The 18,139-nt window shown below is 70.8% G+C and carries 18 protein-coding genes; 7 read left to right on the top strand and 11 right to left on the bottom strand.

All coding sequences use genetic code 11. The features are described 5' to 3' along the window. Positions 1–9 precede the first annotated feature (9 nt). Together KS03_RS16175 and KS03_RS16170 are read left to right on the top strand one after the other, a co-directional pair. Positions 10–1,218, top strand: coding sequence for a class I SAM-dependent methyltransferase (locus KS03_RS16175; protein WP_015877189.1), 1,209 nt, complete (start codon positions 10–12; stop codon positions 1,216–1,218). Positions 1,219–1,233: 15 nt separating this feature from the next. Beyond that, on the top strand, positions 1,234–1,428 hold the full coding sequence (locus KS03_RS16170; protein WP_015877188.1) for a DUF2905 domain-containing protein: 195 nt from the start codon (positions 1,234–1,236) through the stop codon (positions 1,426–1,428). A gap of 61 nt (positions 1,429–1,489) precedes the next feature. Here KS03_RS16170 and KS03_RS16165 read toward each other — a convergent pair whose 3' ends face one another. The 6 genes from KS03_RS16165 to KS03_RS16140 form a co-directional block, all read right to left on the bottom strand. Continuing rightward, complete coding sequence (locus KS03_RS16165) at positions 1,490–1,711, bottom strand: hypothetical protein (protein WP_015877187.1); 222 nt, start codon at positions 1,709–1,711, stop codon at positions 1,490–1,492. A 109-nt stretch (positions 1,712–1,820) separates the two neighbouring features. Continuing rightward, positions 1,821–2,747 (bottom strand): carbohydrate kinase family protein, encoded by a 927-nt coding sequence (locus KS03_RS16160; protein WP_015877186.1) that lies wholly within the window; start codon positions 2,745–2,747, stop codon positions 1,821–1,823. Then, positions 2,744–4,021: an AGE family epimerase/isomerase gene (locus tag KS03_RS16155; protein WP_015877185.1), complete on the bottom strand. Its 1,278-nt coding sequence runs from the start codon at positions 4,019–4,021 to the stop codon at positions 2,744–2,746. Before KS03_RS16155 ends, KS03_RS16160 begins: the two co-directional genes overlap by 4 nt. Next, positions 4,018–5,037 carry a LacI family DNA-binding transcriptional regulator gene (locus KS03_RS16150; protein WP_015877184.1) on the bottom strand — a complete coding sequence of 340 codons (1,020 nt, stop codon included), beginning with the start codon at positions 5,035–5,037 and terminating at the stop codon, positions 4,018–4,020. The genes KS03_RS16155 and KS03_RS16150 overlap by 4 nt, the downstream gene beginning before the upstream one ends. Before the next feature lie 312 nt (positions 5,038–5,349). Next, positions 5,350–7,197: an EAL domain-containing protein gene (locus KS03_RS16145; RefSeq protein WP_015877183.1), complete on the bottom strand. Its 1,848-nt coding sequence runs from the start codon at positions 7,195–7,197 to the stop codon at positions 5,350–5,352. Between the two features lie 236 nt (positions 7,198–7,433). After that, positions 7,434–8,459 (bottom strand): bile acid:sodium symporter family protein, encoded by a 1,026-nt coding sequence (locus tag KS03_RS16140; protein WP_015877182.1) that lies wholly within the window; start codon positions 8,457–8,459, stop codon positions 7,434–7,436. A 441-nt stretch (positions 8,460–8,900) separates the two neighbouring features. Here KS03_RS16140 and KS03_RS16135 point away from each other — a divergent pair, with 441 nt between their 5' ends. The 3 genes from KS03_RS16135 to KS03_RS16125 all read left to right on the top strand — a co-directional run bounded on the left by KS03_RS16135 (position 8,901) and on the right by KS03_RS16125 (position 11,891). Then, on the top strand, positions 8,901–9,326 hold the full coding sequence (locus KS03_RS16135) for a hypothetical protein (RefSeq protein WP_045678854.1): 426 nt from the start codon (positions 8,901–8,903) through the stop codon (positions 9,324–9,326). Positions 9,327–9,688: 362 nt separating this feature from the next. Next, entirely contained in the window at positions 9,689–10,756 is a 1,068-nt protein-coding gene (locus KS03_RS16130) for a porin (protein ID WP_015877180.1), read from the top strand. Between the two features lie 166 nt (positions 10,757–10,922). Beyond that, positions 10,923–11,891, top strand: coding sequence for a LysR family transcriptional regulator (locus tag KS03_RS16125; RefSeq protein WP_015877179.1), 969 nt, complete (start codon positions 10,923–10,925; stop codon positions 11,889–11,891). A 96-nt stretch (positions 11,892–11,987) separates the two neighbouring features. On the opposite strand, the gene KS03_RS16120 is transcribed toward KS03_RS16125, so the two are convergent. Next, the gene (locus KS03_RS16120) at positions 11,988–12,947 is read right to left on the bottom strand and encodes an NAD(P)H-dependent flavin oxidoreductase (protein ID WP_015877178.1); all 960 of its coding nucleotides are present in this window, start codon (positions 12,945–12,947) and stop codon (positions 11,988–11,990) included. 289 nt (positions 12,948–13,236) lie between these two features. Between KS03_RS16120 and KS03_RS16115 the strand changes: the two genes are divergently transcribed. Next, positions 13,237–14,133 carry an alpha/beta fold hydrolase gene (locus KS03_RS16115; RefSeq protein WP_015877177.1) on the top strand — a complete coding sequence of 299 codons (897 nt, stop codon included), beginning with the start codon at positions 13,237–13,239 and terminating at the stop codon, positions 14,131–14,133. A 334-nt stretch (positions 14,134–14,467) separates the two neighbouring features. Here the strand turns inward: KS03_RS16115 and KS03_RS16110 are convergent, their stop codons facing one another. The 4 genes from KS03_RS16110 to KS03_RS16095 all read right to left on the bottom strand — a co-directional run bounded on the left by KS03_RS16110 (position 14,468) and on the right by KS03_RS16095 (position 17,312). Then, entirely contained in the window at positions 14,468–14,731 is a 264-nt protein-coding gene (locus tag KS03_RS16110; RefSeq protein WP_015877176.1) for a DUF1289 domain-containing protein, read from the bottom strand. Further along, the gene (locus tag KS03_RS16105; RefSeq protein ID WP_015877175.1) at positions 14,728–15,243 is read right to left on the bottom strand and encodes a YbaK/EbsC family protein; all 516 of its coding nucleotides are present in this window, start codon (positions 15,241–15,243) and stop codon (positions 14,728–14,730) included. The genes KS03_RS16110 and KS03_RS16105 overlap by 4 nt, the downstream gene beginning before the upstream one ends. Positions 15,244–15,284: 41 nt before the next feature. Beyond that, on the bottom strand, positions 15,285–16,211 hold the full coding sequence (locus tag KS03_RS16100) for a hydroxymethylglutaryl-CoA lyase (protein ID WP_015877174.1): 927 nt from the start codon (positions 16,209–16,211) through the stop codon (positions 15,285–15,287). Between the two features lie 144 nt (positions 16,212–16,355). Next, a complete protein-coding gene (locus KS03_RS16095; protein ID WP_015877173.1) occupies positions 16,356–17,312 on the bottom strand; it encodes a 2-hydroxyacid dehydrogenase in 957 nt (318 codons plus the stop codon). Positions 17,313–17,498: 186 nt separating this feature from the next. Between KS03_RS16095 and KS03_RS16090 the strand changes: the two genes are divergently transcribed. After that, positions 17,499–18,131 (top strand): RBBP9/YdeN family alpha/beta hydrolase, encoded by a 633-nt coding sequence (locus KS03_RS16090; protein WP_015877172.1) that lies wholly within the window; start codon positions 17,499–17,501, stop codon positions 18,129–18,131. The last annotated feature ends 8 nt before the right edge of the window (positions 18,132–18,139 follow it).

Below are 18,139 nucleotides of genomic sequence, written 5' to 3'. Positions count from 1 at the left end.
AATGCCGGGATGAACCCGAAAGCTCACGAACCCGCTAGTTTACCCGTTCCCGGCCCGGACGCGCTCGCCCAGTCCGAAACGCTGGCCGCGTCGCTGCGTGCCGAGATCGCGGCGGCGGGCGGATGGCTGCCGTTCTCGCGCTTCATGGAGCGCGCGCTGTACGCGCCGGGCCTGGGCTACTACAGCGGCGGCGCGCGCAAGTTCGGCCGGCGCGGCGACGACGGCAGCGATTTCGTGACGGCGCCGGAGCTCTCGCCGCTGTTCGCCCACACGCTCGCGCGGCCGGTGGCCGAGGCGCTCGGCGCGAGCGGCACGCGGCGCGTGATGGAGTTCGGCGCCGGCACCGGGCGGCTCGCGGCGGGGCTGCTGGCCGCGCTCGAGGCGCTCGGCGCCGCGCCCGAGCACTACCAGATCGTCGAGCTGTCGGGCGAGCTGCGCGAGCGCCAGCGCGCCACGCTCGCGGCCGCGTTGCCGGCCGCGCTGGCGGCGCGCGTGCAGTGGCTCGACGCGCTGCCCGAGCGCTTTGAGGGCGTGGTGATCGGCAACGAGGTGCTCGACGCGATGCCGGTGCGGCTGGTGCTGCGCGCCGCCGGGGCCGGCGCCGGCTGGCGCGAGCGCGGCGTGGCCGTCGATGCCGCGTCGCGCGCGTTCGTGTTCGAGGACCGGCCGCTCGCGGCGCACGCGCCGGAGCTGATCGACACGCTCGCCGCGCTCGACCTGCCGGCCGGCTACCTGACCGAGACGCACGAGGCCGCGCGCGCCTTCACGCGCACCGTCTGCACGATGCTCGCGCGCGGCGCGGCGTTCTTCATCGACTACGGCTTCCCGGCCGCCGAGTACTACCATCCGCAGCGCGCCGAGGGCACGTTGATGTGCCATTACCGGCACCGCGCGCATGGCGATCCGTTCGTCTGGCCGGGGCTGCAGGACATCACCGCGCACGTCGAGTTCTCGGGGATCCATGCGGCCGGCGTGGCGGCCGGCGCCGAGCTGCTCGGCTATACCTCGCAGGGCCGCTTCCTGCTGAATGCCGGCATCACCGAGGTGCTGGCCGCGATCGATCCGTCCGACCCCGCGCGCTTCCTGCCGGCCGCGAACGCGGTGCAGAAGCTGATTTCCGAAGCGGAGATGGGCGAGCTGTTCAAGGTGATTGCGTTCGGCCGCGGCATCGATGGCCTTGCCGCCTTCGCGCGCGGCGAACGCTCGCACGCGCTCTGAGGCGGAGGAGATCCGATGTTTCGCTGGCTGCTGGTGTCCTTCATCGCGGTGATGGTGCTGGCGCGCACCTGGCCGTGGCTGTCGAAGCTCGGCGTGGGCCGGCTGCCCGGCGACGTGACGCTGCGGATCGGCTCGCGCGCCCATCCGTTTCCATTCATGTCCACGCTGGTGGTGATGGCGATCGTGTCGGTGCTCGCGCGGCTCTGGTGAGGAGGGCGGGCGCGGCCCGCCGCGCGGGCGGCGGACCGGCTCGGCAATGCGGGCGGCGGACTCAGTGCGAGAGTTCGCCGAGGATGCGCCGCACCAGGGCCTCGGCGTCGTCGAGCGCTTCGTGCTCGTCGGCGCGGACATATTGCGTCTCGTACTGGGTGTTGTCCGGCGTGTCGCCGTCCGAGCGGGAAAGAATGACATAGCCGCGGAAGCGGCCCCCGTTGGCCGCGCGCGTATAGGCTGTCGCCGTATAGCCGCGGGCCGTCATGCGGATTCCGTCCATGAGGATCTCCCGTAGAGGGGAGCTTGCATCCTAGCATCGCGCGCGGGGCGCCGCCGGATTATCTGCGGGCGGCGCGGTGGGGCCGCCCGCGCCGCCCGCGCCGCGTGCATCACCGCGTGCCGAGCAGCGCGTCGACCTCGTCGAGCGTCGGCGCATGCGCGCCCGTGTGCCGGCAGGCGGCCGCGCCGGCCGCGAGCGCGAACGCCAGATGCTCGCCCCAGCCGCGCCGCGGCGCCGTCATCAGGCTCACCAGCAGGCCGCCGATCGAGGCGTCGCCGGCACCGACGGTGTCGGCCACCTCCACGCGCGGCGGCTGCGCCTCGAGCGTCTGGCCGTCGGCATAGAGCGTGGCCGGCTGTGCGCCGCGCGTGACCAGCAACGCGGCCGCCGGGTTCAGCGCGCGCAGCGTGGCGATCGCCTCGGCCTCGTCACCGTCGAACAGGTGGCGCAGGTCCTCGTCGGACACCTTCACGAGATCGGCCAGCTTCACCATCTTCTCGAGCGTGGGCCGGTACGCGGCCGTCATCAGGTTGCGGTAATTCGGGTCGAAGCTGATCTTCACGCCCTTGGCACGCAGCGTGCCCGCCAGCGCGATCAGCGTGCTGGCGAGCGGCTCGCGCACGAGGCTGATGCAGCCGAAATGCGCCCATTCGAGCGGCGCTTCCCAGCCTGCCGGCAGCGCGGCCGGATCGAACGCCAGATCGGCGCTGTTCTCGCCGATGAAGAAGTAGGCGGGCGGCCGGGTCTGGTGGACCACCGCCAGCAGCGGCGGCCGGTCGACGCGCTGCAGAAAGCGCAGGTCGAGACCGGCCGCCTCGCTCTCGCGCCACAGCACGTCGGAGAAGCAGTCGCGGCCGAGCGCGCCCACCGCGGCGCTCGGCACGCCGAGCCGCGCCACCGCGCGCGCCACGTTCCAGCCGGCGCCGCCCGGCACCGAGGTCCATTGCGCGGCGTCGTGGCGAACCATGTCGGTCAGGATGTCGCCGGCCGAGACGAACCGCGGAAAGGGCGTGTCAGGCGAAGTGCCGCTCATCATGCGTTCTCCTTGCGATGCGCGAGGGCGTTGCCGCTCGCGCCGGGCAGCGCGTTGAGCACCTCGTAGCAGGCGCCCATGGTGTGATAGTCGGTCTTGCCGGCCGGGCTCTTCTCGTCGCTGTACTTGCGGTTGTCGCAGGTGAGGATGCGATACCAGGCGCCGTAGCGGTGGTCGACGAAATGCTGCCAGCTGTAGCGCCAGATCTCGTCGTAGCAGTCCCAGAAGCGCTCGCTGCCGGTGCGCGCGCCGAGCAGCGCGGCGGCGGCGAAGGTCTCGGCCTGCACCCAGAAATACTTGTCGTGGTCGCACACGGTGTAGTCGGGGCCGAAGCCGTAGACCAGCCCGCCGTGCTCGCTGTCCCAGGCATGCGCGAACGCCGCGTCGAACAGCTCGATCGCGCGCGGCAGCAGCCAGTCGAGCGGGCGATGCCGCTCGAGGATCAGCAGCAGCTTGGCCCACTCGGTCTGATGGCCCGGCTGGAAGCCCCAGGGGCGGAAGATATTGGTGCTGTCTTCCTTGTTGTAGTCCCAGTCGATCGACCAGTCGGCGTGATAGTGCTCCCACACCAGGTTCTGCGAGAGCGCGGCCTGGCGCTGCGTGATGTTCGCGGCGACCCGTTCGGCGCGGTCGAGGTAGCGCGTCTCGCCGGTGGCCTCGTAGGCGGCCAGCAGCGCTTCGGTGGCATGCATGTTGGCGTTCTGGCCGCGGTAGCCGGACACCTGCCAGTCGGCCGTGGCCTCGTCCTTGTAGAGCCCGCCCGCGGCGTCCCAGAAATGCTGCTCCATCAGCGCGAAGGTGTGGCCCACCAGCTCGCGGCCTTCCTCGATGCCGGCCATCACCGCGTGCGCGGCGGCCAGCAGCACGAACGCCAGCCCGTAGCAGTGGCGCGTGGCGTCGCGCGTGGCGGCCTTGCGGCCGTCGCGCCACTCGAGTTCCCAATCGTAGCCGGCGTGTGCCGGGTCCCAGTGCGCCTCGCGCAGGAAGCGCAGGCCGTGGCGCGCGTAGTCCTGGTGCTGGCGGTCGCCGAACTGCCGGTACGCCATCGCGTAGTTGAAGACGAAGCGGCAGCTGCTGACGAGGTGGCGCGTGGTGTGGTCGTAGATCGAGCCGTCGTCGCGGAAGAAATGGAAGAAGCCGCCGGTCGGATCGAATACCGTCGGCGCGTAGAAGCGCAGCGTGTGCTGCACGTGCGACATCAGGAAGGCCGCGTCGCGGAAGTCCGCGACGTGCGGCACCGGCGTGTCCGGCGCGGTCGGCGAAGCTGGGTTCGTCATGAGGCGATTACCGGGGTGAGGGGGCGCGGCGCATGCGCCGCGGCGGAACTGCTCGCGCGCTCGATCAGCCGCACGGGCAGGCGAATTTCGGTTTCCTCGGGCGCGTCGGCGAGCAGCAGCTCCACGCCGCGGCGGCCGAGCGCTTCCTTGTCGACCGCCAGCGTGGTGAGCGGCGGGGCCGCGTGCGCGGCGCCGGGGATGTCGTCGAAGCCGACGAGGGCGATGTCCTCGGGCACGCGCAGCCCGCGTGCGAGGCACACCCGCATCGCGGCCAGCGCGGCCGCGTCGTTGAACGCGAACACGGCGTCGGGGCGCGGGCCGCCGCCGTCGAGGATGCGCTCCATCGCGCGCGCGGCGCCCGTGTCGGGGTCGAGCCCGGCGTCGATCGTCACTTCCAGCGACGGATCGAACAGCAGCCCCGCCTCGAAGAACGCGCGGCGGAACCCGAGCGCGCGCTGCGAGATGCTGTGGTGCGCGGGCGAGCCGCCGATGAAGGCGATGCGCCGGCGGCCGGCGGCGAACAGGTGCCGCATCGCCAGCGAGGCGCCGGCGCCGTTGTCGATGTTCACCGAGCGCAGGCCCGGCGCCCACATGTCGATCAGCACGAGCGGGCGGCCGGTGGCGGCGAGCGCGTCGATCGTCTCGGGCTCCATGAAGCCGGCCACCGCGATCGCGTCGGGCGCGTGCGGGCGCATCTGGCGCAGCACGTCGTCGGTCGGCCCGACTGTCAGCAGCGCCGGCACGATGCCGCGCTCGCGGCAGGCCTCCTCCACGCCGTGCAGCACGTGCGAGAAGAACGGCGTGGCGGCGAAATTATTGTGCTGGCGGTGCAGCAGGAACGTGAGCCGGCGAATCCGCGGGCGCAGTTGCGCGGGATCGTAGCCGAGCTCGGCGGCCACCGCGACCACGCGCTCGCGGGTGGCCTCGGACAGGCCCGGCTGGTTCTTCAGCGCGCGCGAAACGGTGCCGATCGAAACGTTCGCCGCCCGCGCGACATCGCGAATGGTGGTGCCCATGCTGGCCGATCCGGTGTTTAGGATGTCGGCGATTGTATAGTAAAAAATCGCGATGAAATGATGCGCGGGCTGCCTGGAAAGTTGGTAATTACCCGGATTTTTGGCGTTTTTCAGCCGGCGGGCGGAATGCGCCTGTAGCGTGCGTTTGCTAAACAGGCGCGAAACGAGCGGAACGGCGAGCGCCGGCGGTCCGGCGGGCCGGGGCCGGCCGTGCCCGGGCGCGGCCGGACCAGGCCCGAAAGGGGGGCGGGGTGCCGGCGCGCGCCTGCCGGCTCGCTGCGTGGCGGCGGCGCCGCGCGGCTCGCCCGCCGCTCAGGGTTGGCGTGCCGCGCCGCCGCCGTCGGGCAGGTGCGGCTGCTCGCCGTGGGCGCGCAGCCAGGCGCGGCCTTCCTCCACGTCGATCAGGTACAGGTGACCCGGCCGCTGCTTCGCGCGCCGCTTGGCGAGCGCGGCCACCGAGGCGATCTCGTCGCTGCGGTAGCGGCGCGTGCCGGGCACGCTCACGCAGCCGATCGCCATCGTCACGAAGCCGAAGAACGCCGGATTGCCGCGCCGGTCCTCGCCGCGGATGCCGCCCGCGAGCCGGTCCGCATGCGCGTAGAAGCGCTGGGCGCCCTCGTCGAAGCGGCCGATCGCGCGCTGCGCGCGCGCTTCCCAGTCTTCGCTCTGGAACAGCACGAGAAAATCGTCGCCGCCGACGTGGCCGAGGAAGTCGCGGGTCGGGTCGCACGCGTCGGCCAGCACCGAGGCGGCGAACTTCAGCACCTCGTCGCCCTGCCAGTAGCCGTACTGGTCGTTGAACGGCTTGAACTGGTTCAGATCGACGTAGCAGGCATGGAACGCCGCGTCCTTGCCCACCAGCCGCGCGATGTGCGAACTGATCGGGATGTTGCCGGGCAGGAACGTGAGCGGATTGGCGTAGCGCGCGGCCTCGACCCGCACCTCGGTGACGGCGCGCACCAGGCTCTCGCCGGTGCCGAGCCCCGTGTAGCGGCCGTGGTCGGTGATGATGAAGCCCTCGGTCAGATAGCGCTGGTCGTGGCTCGCGAGCAGCGAGGTCAGCTGTTCCGCGGTGGTGGCGTTGTCGACGATCAGCGGCGCGTTGTTGGCCAACTGCAGGCACGGCCGCTTGCCGAACACCTCGCGATGGTAGGGCCGCGCGTAGCGGTCCATGAAGCCGCGCCGGTTGATCAGCGCGATCGGCCGCTCGCCCTCCACCACCGCCACCGCATGCAGGTCGGGGCGCCGCTGGAACAGTTCGAGCACCTGATTGTTGGTGGCGTGGCTCGGCAGCGCCGGCGCCGGCACGCGCATCTTCTCGGCCATCGTCGCGTTCGGCCGGGTCAGCGTGCTGGTGCGCGGCAGGCCCGGAAACACCGCGATGTGCTGCGCGAGCAGCGCGTCGTGGGCCGCGGCCGCCGCGCGCGGCGCCGGCACCGGCGCCGGCCGGCCGAGAAAGAAGCCCTGCCCGCAGTCGATGCCGAGGTCGCGCACCACGATCAGGTCCGCCGCGCATTCGATGCCTTCCGCGATCAGCCGGCCGCCGGTGGCCGCCGCGAACTGCTGCATCGCCTTGACCGCCTCGAACTTGCGCGGGTCGCTGGCGATGCCGTCGATGAAGAAGCGGTCGATCTTGACGATGTCGGGCCGCAGGCGCACCCACGAACTCATGTTGGCGTTGGCGGTGCCGTAGTCGTCGAGCGCGAACGAGACGCCCGAGCCGCGCAGTTCGGCCAGCGCCGAGGGCAGGCCGAGCAGGTCGCTGGCCGGGTGCTGCTCGGTGAGCTCGACCACGATGCGCCCGGCCGGCAGCGCGCCGAGCACGCGTGCGCGCTGCCGCGCGAGCTGCACGATCGCGTGCGCGCTGAAGTTCACGAACAGCTGGCCGTCGGCGCCCGATTTCGCGAACGCCTCGACGCAGGTGGCCGCCGCGGCGAGTTCGAGCTCGAGCGAGCAGCCTTCCCGGCCGGCCTGGGCGAACAGGGCCGCCGGCATCTCGACGGCCGAGCCGCGCGGGCCGCGCACCAGGCCTTCGTAGCCGACGATGGCGCCCCCGGCGATCTCGACGATCGGCTGGAATTGCGCGCTCAGCGCGCCCGCGGCGAGCAGGTCGGCGACGCGGGTCGTTTCGGCGACGGCGATAGCGGCGGGCGGGGGCATGACGGGCGAGCAGACGACGGGACACACTATTTAACAATCGGCGTGGGTCCGGCCGCAGTGAATTTTTTGTGACGTGAGCCGCGCACATCGGGCCCGACCGGAGGCGCACGCACCAGTCAGGCCGCTACCCGCTTCAATTCCATAGTCATTTTTTCATTAGTTATAGTTTTTCTATGGAATTGTCTAGGGATTGGCAAACCACACGGCGCCGGTTTCCCCGCGCCCTGCTTCGAGCTTCAGCGCTCGCCGGCGTTCAACTGCGGCTTCGCGCAGGCGCTGGGCTGGTCGTCGAGGGCGAGGTCGCGCGCGCCCCAGCGCTGCGCGAGCGCCGCGCACACCATCAGCTGGATCTGGTGGAACAGCATCAGCGGCAGCACGATGGCGCCCACCGTGTGGGCGGCGAAGATCACCTTCGCCATCGGGATGCCGGCCGCGAGGCTCTTCTTCGAGCCGCAGAAAATGATGGTGATGCGGTCCGCCTGGCTGAAGCCGAGCCGCTTGCTGATGAGCGCGGTCACGCCGAGCGCGACCGCCAGCAGCACCAGGCACACCAGCAGCAGGCCGCCCAGCGCGAGCGGCGGAATCTGGTGCCAGAGGCCTTGGTTGACCGCCTCGCTGAAGGCCACGTAGACCACCAGCAGGATCGAGCCCTGGTCGACGAACTTCAGCACGCCGCGGTTGCGCTCGATCCAGGCGCCGATCAGCGGCCGCATCGCCTGGCCGGCCAGGAACGGCACGAGCAGTTGCATCACGATGCTGCCCACCGTGCTCCATGCCGAGGCGCCGGTGCCCGAGTGGGTGGTGATGAGCGCGCCGACCAGCGCCGGCGTGATGAAGATGCCGAGCAGGCTGGAGGCCGACGCCGAGCAGACGGCGGCCGGCACGTTGCCCTTGGCGATCGAGGTGAACGCGATCGACGACTGCACCGTGGACGGCAGCGTGCAGAGGAACAGCACGCCCGCGTAGAGCGCGGGCGTGACGAGCGGCGTGAGCAGCGGCTTGAGCGCGAACCCGAGCAGCGGGAACAGCGCGAAGGTGCTGAGCAGCACCACCAGGTGCAGCCGCCAGTGCGTCGCGCCGGCGATCACCGCCTCGCGCGACAGCTTCGCGCCGTGCAGGAAGAACAGCAGGCCGACGGCGATGTCGGTCGCCCAGTCGAACCCTTGCGCGACCTGGCCGCGGCACGGCACGAAGCTCGCGAACACGACGGTGGTGACCAGCGCCAGGGTGAAATTGTCGGGAAGGAAGCGGGGACGGGCCATCGGAGATCTCGAGGTTGGAATAGGACGGTGAACGAGAAAAGGGCGAAGCGGCCCGGCTGCCGGACGCGCCAGGCGCGTATTGTCGCGGCTGCACATTCAATAGACAAATTCATTCGACGAATCAATTAATGAATAATTTGTATGAAGCGACGGCTGCAGGGACGTTTTCGACTGGGAATCGACCCTGCGAAATTCACGCCTAAACGCGCAAAAATTCGCTAAAAATTAGCGTAAAAAGCGTCGGAAGCCTTGGAGTAACACGGTGTTACATCGATGCCGGCGGTCTAACACTTTTCGGCTCGACATCAAAATCACCCGCTCCTAAATTACTGACGAAAGGCTGCCGCCCGAATCCGGGCCAAGGCCAACAGCACGCGGTAAGCGAATATGAGAGTGGATCGGGCAAAACGGACTATCGGGAAGTGGCTGACGGCGGCGGCGATGGCCCTCGCGGCCTCGCTCGCCTTCGCCCATCCGCCGCACGGCGGCGGGGGGCGCGGCGGCGGCGCTGGTGCCATGCACCGCGATCTCGCCCCCGGCTGGCGCAGCGAGGCCGGCGGCGTGCGCTGGGGGCTGCGCCCGAGTCGGGCGGCCGCCGCGCCGTATCGGGTCGGCGCGGCCGGCGGCCCGGCCGAGGGGGGCGACGATGGCCGCTATCCGGGGGCCAGCCCTTACCGGTCGGTCAGCGCCTCCTCGTCCTCGCTGCCGCGCCCGCCCGGGGCGGCCGACGGGGCGATCCGCTCCGGCTCGATCCGCGCCGACGTGGCCCGCTACAACGAGGAACGCGGCCGCCCGCCGGCGCCGCGCGCCCAGGAAAGCGCCGACTCGCGCGGGACCTTCTTCTCCTCGTTCTACCGCAACAACTGAGCTTTCGCGCCCGGCCGTGCCGGGCTGCCGCCGCCTCGCACCTCGCACCCTTGCCCCCTGATTGACGCGGATTCGCCACAGTCCGCGCCGTTTCCCGTGGGTTTTTCCGTTTCACGCTTTCCCGCCGCATCCCGCCTGCGCTATCTTTCGCGCCTCGCCGGCGGCGCCCGCCGCTGCCGAGCCGATTCCGGCCCGCTGCCGCGGCCCGCTCCGCGTATCGCGCGCCGCCGCTATACCCACCATAAGCGTTTTCAATTTTGATCAGTTTATCGGCCCGCGAAGATGGCCTAGCCTCGTCCATGCGCACGCCCTCGCCTCGACCCGGCGCGCATCGCTTCCATTCGATTTGATTCGGAGATCTCATGAAGTCACTCGCTCGCCGGACTGCGTCCGGTGCCTTCGCCTGCCTCGCGTGGGCGGCACTCGCGGCGCCCGCTCACGCGCAATCGAGCATCCAGCTCTACGGCCAGGTCGATGCCTGGGTGGGCGCGCAGAAATTCCCGGGCGGCGAGCGCGCCTGGGGCGTGCAGGGCGGCGGCATGTCGACCTCGTACTGGGGCCTGCGCGGCACCGAGGATCTCGGCGGCGGCTACCGCGCGATCTTCACGATCGAGGATTTCTTCCGGCCGCAGAGCGGCAGCTACGGCCGCTTCCAGGGCGACACGTTCTTCGCGCGCAATGCCTATGTCGGCCTCGAGACGCCCTACGGCACGGTGCGCGCGGGGCGCCTCACGACCCACCTGTTCCTCTCGACGATCCTGTTCAACCCGCTGATCGACTCCTACGAATTCTCGCCGATGGTCTATCACGTGTTCCTCGGGCTCGGCACCTTCCCGACCTACACGACCGACCAGGGCGTGGTGGGCGATTCGGGCTGGAACAACGCGGTGTCGTACACGACGCCCGACTTCAACGGCTTCAACGCGAGTGCGATGTACGCGCTCGGCAATCAGTCCGGCGGCAACGCCGCGAAGAAATGGAGCGGCCAGCTGCAGTATTTCCGCGGCCCGCTCGCGATGACCGCCGTGTACCAATATGTGAACTTCAACAACGCGCCGGGCGATCTCGGCTCGCTGGTGGCCGGCATGAAGAGCCAGAGCGTCACGCAGCTCGGCATCAGCTATGACCTGAAGTTCGCGAAGCTGTACGGGCAGTACATGTATACGAAAAACGACCTGCAGGGCGGCAGCTGGCACGTGAACACCGCGCAGGGCGGCGTGTCGGTGCCGCTCGGCGCGGGCAGCGCGCTGGCCTCGTATGCGTACTCGCGCGACACGGGCGGGCTCGACCAGACGCGTCAGACCTGGGCGGTCGGCTACGACTATCCGCTGTCGAAGCGCACCGACCTCTACGCCGCCTACCTGCTCGACCGCCTGTCGAACCAGTCGAGCGGCGACACGCTCGGCGCCGGCATGCGGGTGCGATTCTGAGCGTTGCCCCGAGCGCGCCGCGCGGACGGCGCGCCGCGCGATGCCCGGCGCGGAACCGGCGCCGGGCGCGTCCATAAAACGACGTTTTGCGTTTGTTGACGTTTTCGCGAGCCAGCCTTTGTTACAGTCTTTTCAATGTGCAATTTCTGGAACGCGAGCGTTTTTGATGGATACCCTCGTCAGCATGAATGTATTTCGCTATGTCGTTGAAGTCGGCAGCTTCGTCGGCGCAGCGGAACGCATGCAGATGTCGGCGGCGATGGCGAGCAAGCACGTGATGCATCTCGAGCAGCAGCTCGGCGCGCGGCTGCTGCATCGGACCACACGCCGCGTCGCACCGACCGAGGCGGGGCGCGAATACTACGAGCGGCTCGTGCAGGCATTGACCGAACTCGACGAGGCGGGCCAGGCGGTGGGCGCGGCCAGCATCGTGCCGCAGGGCCGCCTGCGCGTGACCTCGCTGTCCGCGTTCGGGCTGCGCCACGTGATGAGCGCCGTGACCGACTACGCGGCGCGCTATGCCGACGTGACCGTCGAGATCACGCTGTCCGATCGCGTGGTGGAGCTGATCGACGAAGGCTACGACGTGGCCGTGCGCGCCGCGCCGTTCGGGCTGAAATCGTCGTCGCTGGTGGCGCGGCAGATCGCGACCGCGCACATCCTGCTGGTCGCCTCGCCGGCCTACCTCGAGGAACACGGCATGCCCGCCGCGCTGGCCGATCTCGAGCGGCACAATTACCTGCGCCGCGACACCGGGCCGAGCTCGATCGATTCGGCTGCGTTCGAATCGGCCGCGGCCTCGCGCGTGACGCTGTCGGGCAACCTGATCGTCAACCACCTCGAGGCGCTGCGCCTGGCGGTGCTCAACGGCAGCGGCATCGCGATGCTCGGCACCGAAGTGGTGGGCGACGACATCGAGGCCGGCCGTCTGGTGCCGCTGCTGCTCGAGGCGATGCCGCCGCGCGAGCTGCCGATCTACGCGGTCTACGCGAGCCGCCGGCACGTGTCCGCGAAGGTGCGCTCGTTCGTCGATTTCCTGGCCGACCGCTTCTCCGGCCAATCGCTGTGCCCGTCGATCGACGAGTATCTGAGGGAGGCCGCCGCGCCGAAGGCGAGGCGGGCCGTCGCGCGCTGAGCGCGCCGGCGCCCGCGCCCGGCGCGGCCGCCGTGCCCGGCGCGCGGCCGGGCCGGCGCCGCATTCAGGCAAGCCGCGTTCGGGCAAGCCGCGGCGTCAGCCGCGAATGCCGAGCCGCGTCTTTGCGTCGGCGTATTCGCGCGCGAGCCGCTCGACCAGCTCGGCCACGCTCGGCACGTCATCCATCAGCCCCACGCCCTGCCCCGCACCCCAGATGTCCTTCCACGCCTTCGCCTTGTCGTTGGCGAAATTCATCTTCGACTTGTCGGCCTCGGGCAGCGCGTCCGGATCGAGCCCGGCGTTCACGATGCTCTCGCGAATGTAGTTGCCGTGCACGCCGGTGAACAGGTTCGTGTAGACGATGTCGGCCGCTTTCGCGTTGACGATCGCCTGCTTGTAGCCGTCCACCGCGTGCGCCTCGCGCGTGGCGATGAAGCGCGTGCCCATGTAGGCGAGGTCGGCGCCCATCGCCTGTGCGGCGAGGATCGAGCCGCCGTTGGCGATCGAGCCCGACAGCACCAGCGGGCCGTCGAACATGCGCCGCACCTCGCCCACCAGCGCGAACGGCGAGGTGGTGCCGGCATGGCCGCCCGCGCCGGCCGCCACCAGGATCAGCCCGTCCACGCCGGCTTCGAGCGCCTTCTGCGCGTGGCGCAGGCTGATCACGTCGTGCAGCACGATGCCGCCGTAGCTGTGTACCGCCTGCACGATCTCCGGGGCCGGCGCGCGCAGGCTGGTGATGAAGATCGGCACCTTGTGCTCGACGCACACGCGCACGTCGTGTTCGAGCCGCACGTTCGACTGATGGACGATCTGGTTGACCGCCATCGGCCCGATCACCGCATCGGGATGCTGCTCGCGGTGTGCGGCGAGCTCCTCCTCGATGCGCGTGAGCCATTCGTCGAGCAGTTCGGCCGGCCGCGCGTTGAGCGCGGGGAACGAGCCGACGATGCCCGCCTTGCACTGCGCGAGCACCAGTTCGGGATAGCTGACGATGAACATCGGCGAGGCGATGACGGGCAGCGACAGGCGCTGGAGGACGGCGGGCAGGGCCATGATGGGGTCTCCGGAGGCGGCGCCGCTCGCGTCGGTCGCGGGCGGCCACATGAGTGTAGCGGCGCGTCGCTTCGCGCGCGTCGCGGGCCGCGCCGGCGGCATCGCAGAGCGGCGCGCGGCGGCGGTCGTTGCATATTAATACGAACGGTCGTGCGATTGTAGGACGTCTCGGCCGGCGCTCGTGTCGAATGAGTGCTCGGCTTCTACGATTTGCGAGACGCGGCGGCTTTGCATCGCGGACCCGGCTTCTACAATGGCTGCTACAACAATCGAACAGAGAGACAGCGCCATGTCGTTTGACGAGTTCGCAGCGTTCAATGTAACGGTGCAGGATGTCGACATCTTCGGCGTCAAAGGAGGGACCGGTCCACCGCTGTTGCTGCTGCATGGGCATCCGCAGACTCACATGATCTGGCATCGTCTTGCCGCCGTGCTGGCCGAGCACTTCACCGTGATTGCCACCGACCTGCGCGGCTACGGCGCATCGGGCAAGCCGCGCGGCGATGCCGCCCACCAGACCTATTCGAAGCGCACGATGGCGGCCGACCAGCTCGCCGTGATGCGCCATTTCGGCTATGAGCGCTTTCTGGTCTGTGCCCACGATCGCGGCGCGCGCGTCGCGCACCGGATGGCGCTCGATCATCCCGATGCGGTCGAGCGCATGATGCTGCTCGACATCGCGCCCACGCTCGCGATGTACGAGAAGACCGACCGCGCGTTCGCGACCGCCTATTTCCACTGGTTCTTCCTGATCCAGCCGGCGCCGCTGCCGGAGACGCTGATCGGCGCGAACCCCGACGCCTACGTCGAGCGCGTGATGGGCAACCGCTCGGCCGGGCTCGCGCCGTTCTCGCCGGCCGCCCTCGAGGCGTACCGTCACGCGCTGAAGCAGCCGGGCGCGGTGCATGCGATGTGCGAGGACTATCGCGCCTCGGCGAGCATCGATCTCGAACACGATCGCGCCGATCTCGAGCGCGGCACCCGCCTCGGCTGTCCGCTGCGCGTGCTGTGGGGCGCCCACGGCGTGGTGGCGCGCTGCTTCTCGCCGCTCGACGAATGGCGTGCGGTGGCGCGCGACGTGAGCGGGCGCGCGCTCGACTGCGGGCATTACATTCCCGAGGAGGCGCCCGACGCGTTGCTCGCGGAGATGCTCGCGTTCTTCGAGGCGTGCGAGCTCGGCACCTGATGCGCGTGACGGGCCGCCGCCGCATCGCCGCCGCTGCTGCGAGCCTGGCCGCCGCGCGCGGCGCGACCGGCTCGCGAGCGATGCCGCGGCGGCGGCGCCGGGCGCGGATTTCGGTCTGTAGGGAAACTCCCGATGCGATGCAAAATGGGCGCTCGTATGATCGCCTTAACGTTGATCACGTCAACGGGATTCCACTCTGAGCGCCGTTCGCCACTCCCTGGTCGAACGGCTTTTTTTTGTTCGCGCGGCGCCGGCGAGCGGCGCCGGCCGAGCCTGGCCCGGCGCCTTCGCGGTCTCGCGCCGGCCCGGCTGCGCGGCCGCCCGCATGGGCCGCTCAGGCGGCGCCGGTCGGTGCCGCCGCGTCGTCGAACCAGCGCGCCTCGAGCCGCGCGAGGATCGCCAGCCGGCCCGCGTCGTCGAGCTTGCGCCACGCGGCGATCTCGTCGCGTGTGCGGCGGCAGCCGATGCACCAGCCCGCCTCGCGGTCCATCTTGCAGACGTTGGTGCAGGGCGAGGCGATGGCGGCGGCGGGTGTCTCGGCCGCCGCGCCGGCCGCCGCGATCGTATCGTTCGCCGGATCTCGTGCGCCGCCGCTCATGCCGGCTCCCGCAGGGCGACGTCGGCGACCGGCGCGCCCGTCAGCGCGACGAGTTCCCGGGGCGACAGCTCGAATACCGCATGCGGATGGCCCGCCGCGGCCCATAGGCTGTCGAGCGCGAGCAGGTCGGCGTCGATCAGCGTGACGGGCGCGACGCGATGCCCGATCGGGCAGACGCCGCCGATCGCGTAGCCGGTGTTCTCGCGCACGAACTTCGCGTCGGCGCGGCCGATCTCGCCGACCTGCGCGGCCACCTTGCGTTCGTCCACGCGGTTCGCGCCGCTCGCGATCACGAGCACGGGGGCGCCGTCCGAGACGCGCCGGAACAGGATCGACTTGGCGATCTGCGCCACCGAGCAGCCGAGGCCGGCGGCGGCCTCGGCCGAGGTGCGGCCGGTTTCGTCGAGCAGCACCACGCCGTGTGCGTGGCCGCGCTCGCGCAGCAGTTGCGCGACGCGGCGCGCGGAGTCGGGAAGCGCTTCGGGAGGTGTCGGAGTCGGGGAGGGCGTCATGAAGGCGTCAGCGTCAAGGGAATCGGGAATACGGAATGGGTTCAGGCGCGGGCGGCCTGCGCGTCGCCGCGCTTGGCGAGCAGCGCGCGGCCGGCGCGCGAGGCGTTCTCGCGGCCGATCGCGCGCGAGATGAAAGCGCCGGCCTCGGCCACCTCGATCAGGTCGATGCCGGTCTCGATGCCGAGGCCCTGCATCAGGTACAGCACGTCCTCGGTGGCGACGTTGCCGGTCGCGCCCTTCGCGTAGGGGCAGCCGCCCAGGCCTGCCACCGAGGCATGAAAGATCGTGATGCCCTCGAGCAGCGCGGCGTGGATGTTGGCGAGCGCCTGGCCGTAGGTGTCGTGGAAGTGGCCCGACAGCCGCTCGCGCGGGAACACCTGCGAGACGGCGGCCAGCAGCGTGCGCGTCTGCGCGGCGGTGCCCACGCCGATCGTGTCGGCGATGTCGATCTCGTCGCAGCCGAGCGCGGCGAAGCGCTCGACCACGTCGATCACGGCGGCCACCGGCACCTCGCCCTGGTACGGGCAGCCGAGCGCGCACGAGACGCTGCCGCGCAGCCGCACGCCGGCCTCCTTGGCGGCCTTCGCGACCGGCTCGAAGCGCGCGATGCTCTCGGCGATGCTGCAGTTGATGTTCTTCTGCGAGAACGCCTCGCTTGCCGCGCCGAAGATCACCACCTCGTCGGCGCGCGCGCCAAGCGCGTTCTCCAGGCCCTTCAGGTTCGGCGTCAGCGCCGAGTAGCGCGCGCCGGGGCGGCGCGCGATGCCGGCCATCACCGCGGCGCCGTCGGCCATCTGCGGCACCCATTTCGGCGAGACGAACGAAGCCACTTCGAGGTTCGCGAAGCCGGCATGCGAAAGCCGGTCCACGAGCGCGATCTTCACCTCGGTCGGCACGAAGCTCGGCTCGTTCTGCAGGCCGTCGCGCGGCCCGACTTCAACGATTGTCACGGCTGCGGGGAACGTCATGATCAGTCTCCATCGTTCGGTGACGCGCGCAGGGGCGCGTGGTGCTGCGGTTGTCGTGGGCAACCGGGCCGGCGCCGCGCGGCGGCTGCGTGATCCGGCATGGCTGGCTGGCGTGACGCGGTTGCGGGCGCCGCGCGAGCGCCCTCAATAACCGCGCGCGAGATCGACGATCCCGCCCACGGGCTCGCCGCGCTCGAACGCGCGGATCTTCGCGGCGATCTGCGCGATCGCGCCGCCGCGTTCGGTCTCGGCCGAGACGTGCGGCGTGAGCGTGATGCGCGGATGCTGCCAGAACGGATGATCGGCGCGCGGCGGCTCCTCGCGCAACACGTCGAGCAGTGCCGCGCCGAGGCGTCCGGTGGCGAGTGCGTCGAGCAGGTCCGCCTCGACCAGGTGCGCGCCGCGCGCGACGTTGACCAGCAGCGCGCCGGGCGCGAGCCGCGCGAACAGCCGCGCGTTCAGCACGCCCTCGGTGTCGGGCGTGCCCGGCAGCAGGTTCACGAGCACCCGCAGGCCGCTGCTGAACGCGTCGAACGCCGGATCGCCCGCGCGCGGCGTGCCGGCCGAGCAGGCGACGCCGTCCAGCGCCTTCGCGCTGCGGCTGAAGCCGCGCACCGTGAGGCCGAGCCCCGCGAGCGCGCGCGCGACTCGTGCGCCGAGCACGCCGAGGCCCAGCACGCCCACCACGAAGCGCTCGCGCGGCGCGACCGGCAGCGGCGCCCAGCGGCGGTCGCGCTGCTGCGCCGCGTAATCGTCGAAGCGCCGCAGGTGGCGCAGCACGCCGTACACGACGTACTCCGCCATCTGCGCGCCCATGCCGCTATCCTCGAGCCGCACCAGCGGCACGCCGGCCGGCAGCGTGCCGGGGCGCTCGCGCTCGAGCGCGAGCAGCGCATCGACCCCGGCGCCGAGAATGAAGATCGCCTTCAGGCCGTCGCGCGGCGCGAGCAGCGCGGCGGGCGGCTGCCAGACCAGCGCGTAGTCGGCGCGCGCGTCGTCGCCGGGCTGCCAGGCGCGCAGTACCGCGCCCGGCAGCGCGGCTGCGGTCTCGCGTTGCCAGTCGGACAGTTCACCATCGGAGTAATGAAGCAGGATCTGCATCGTGGTCGGGGGCTGGCGAGGGCGGCGCCGGCGCGTGGCCGTGTCGTGCCGAAACGGCCATTTTACGGCGTCGGGCGATCCGGCGCCGCCAGTCCGAAATTGCTAAGCACGATAAATTGGTTCTCCCCGCCCGCCGCGCGGCCGACAATCGGCTTCGACTCCACCGGCCCAGCGAAGGAGGCAACGATGTCCAACTGCAGCAAAGCGTCGGCGTGGCCGCCGCGTGTCGTGACCGTGCCCGGCCTGCATGGCAGCGAGGCTGCGCACTGGCAGACCTGGCTCGAGCGCCAGTTCGCGCATACGCTGCGCGTGCAGCAGGACGACTGGGAGGCGCCGCATCTGGCGCGCTGGTCCGGCGCGGTGCGCGACACGCTCGCGCGCGAGCGCGGCCCGTTCGTGCTGGCCGCGCACAGCTTCGGCTGCCTCGCCGCCGCGCATGCGCTGCAGCGCGGCGAACTGGGCGCCGAGGTGGTCGGCGTGCTGTTCGTCGCGCCGGCCAACCCGGTGAAATTCGCCTTTGCGGGGACGTTCGAGGCGCACCGGCTGCCGGTGCCGTCGATCCTGATCGGCAGCGAGACCGATCCGTGGATGACGCTCGCCGACGCGCGCGAGATGGCGCGCCGGTTCGGCAGCGCGTTCGTCAACCTCGGCGACGCGGGCCACGTCAACACCGCGGCCGGCTTCGGGCCATGGCCGCGCGCCAAATACCTCATCGATACGCTGGTGCATTGCGCGGCGCCGCAGCGGTTTCGCGGGGCGCCGCGCGACCCGGCCGCCTTGCCGGCGGCGCCGCGGCGCGACTTCGCGTTCGCGGTCTGAGCGAGCCG

It is taken from the genome of Burkholderia glumae LMG 2196 = ATCC 33617, from assembly GCF_000960995.1.
GTDB lineage: Bacteria > Pseudomonadota > Gammaproteobacteria > Burkholderiales > Burkholderiaceae > Burkholderia > Burkholderia glumae.
This window is presented reverse-complemented; position numbering and strand designations above follow the sequence as displayed.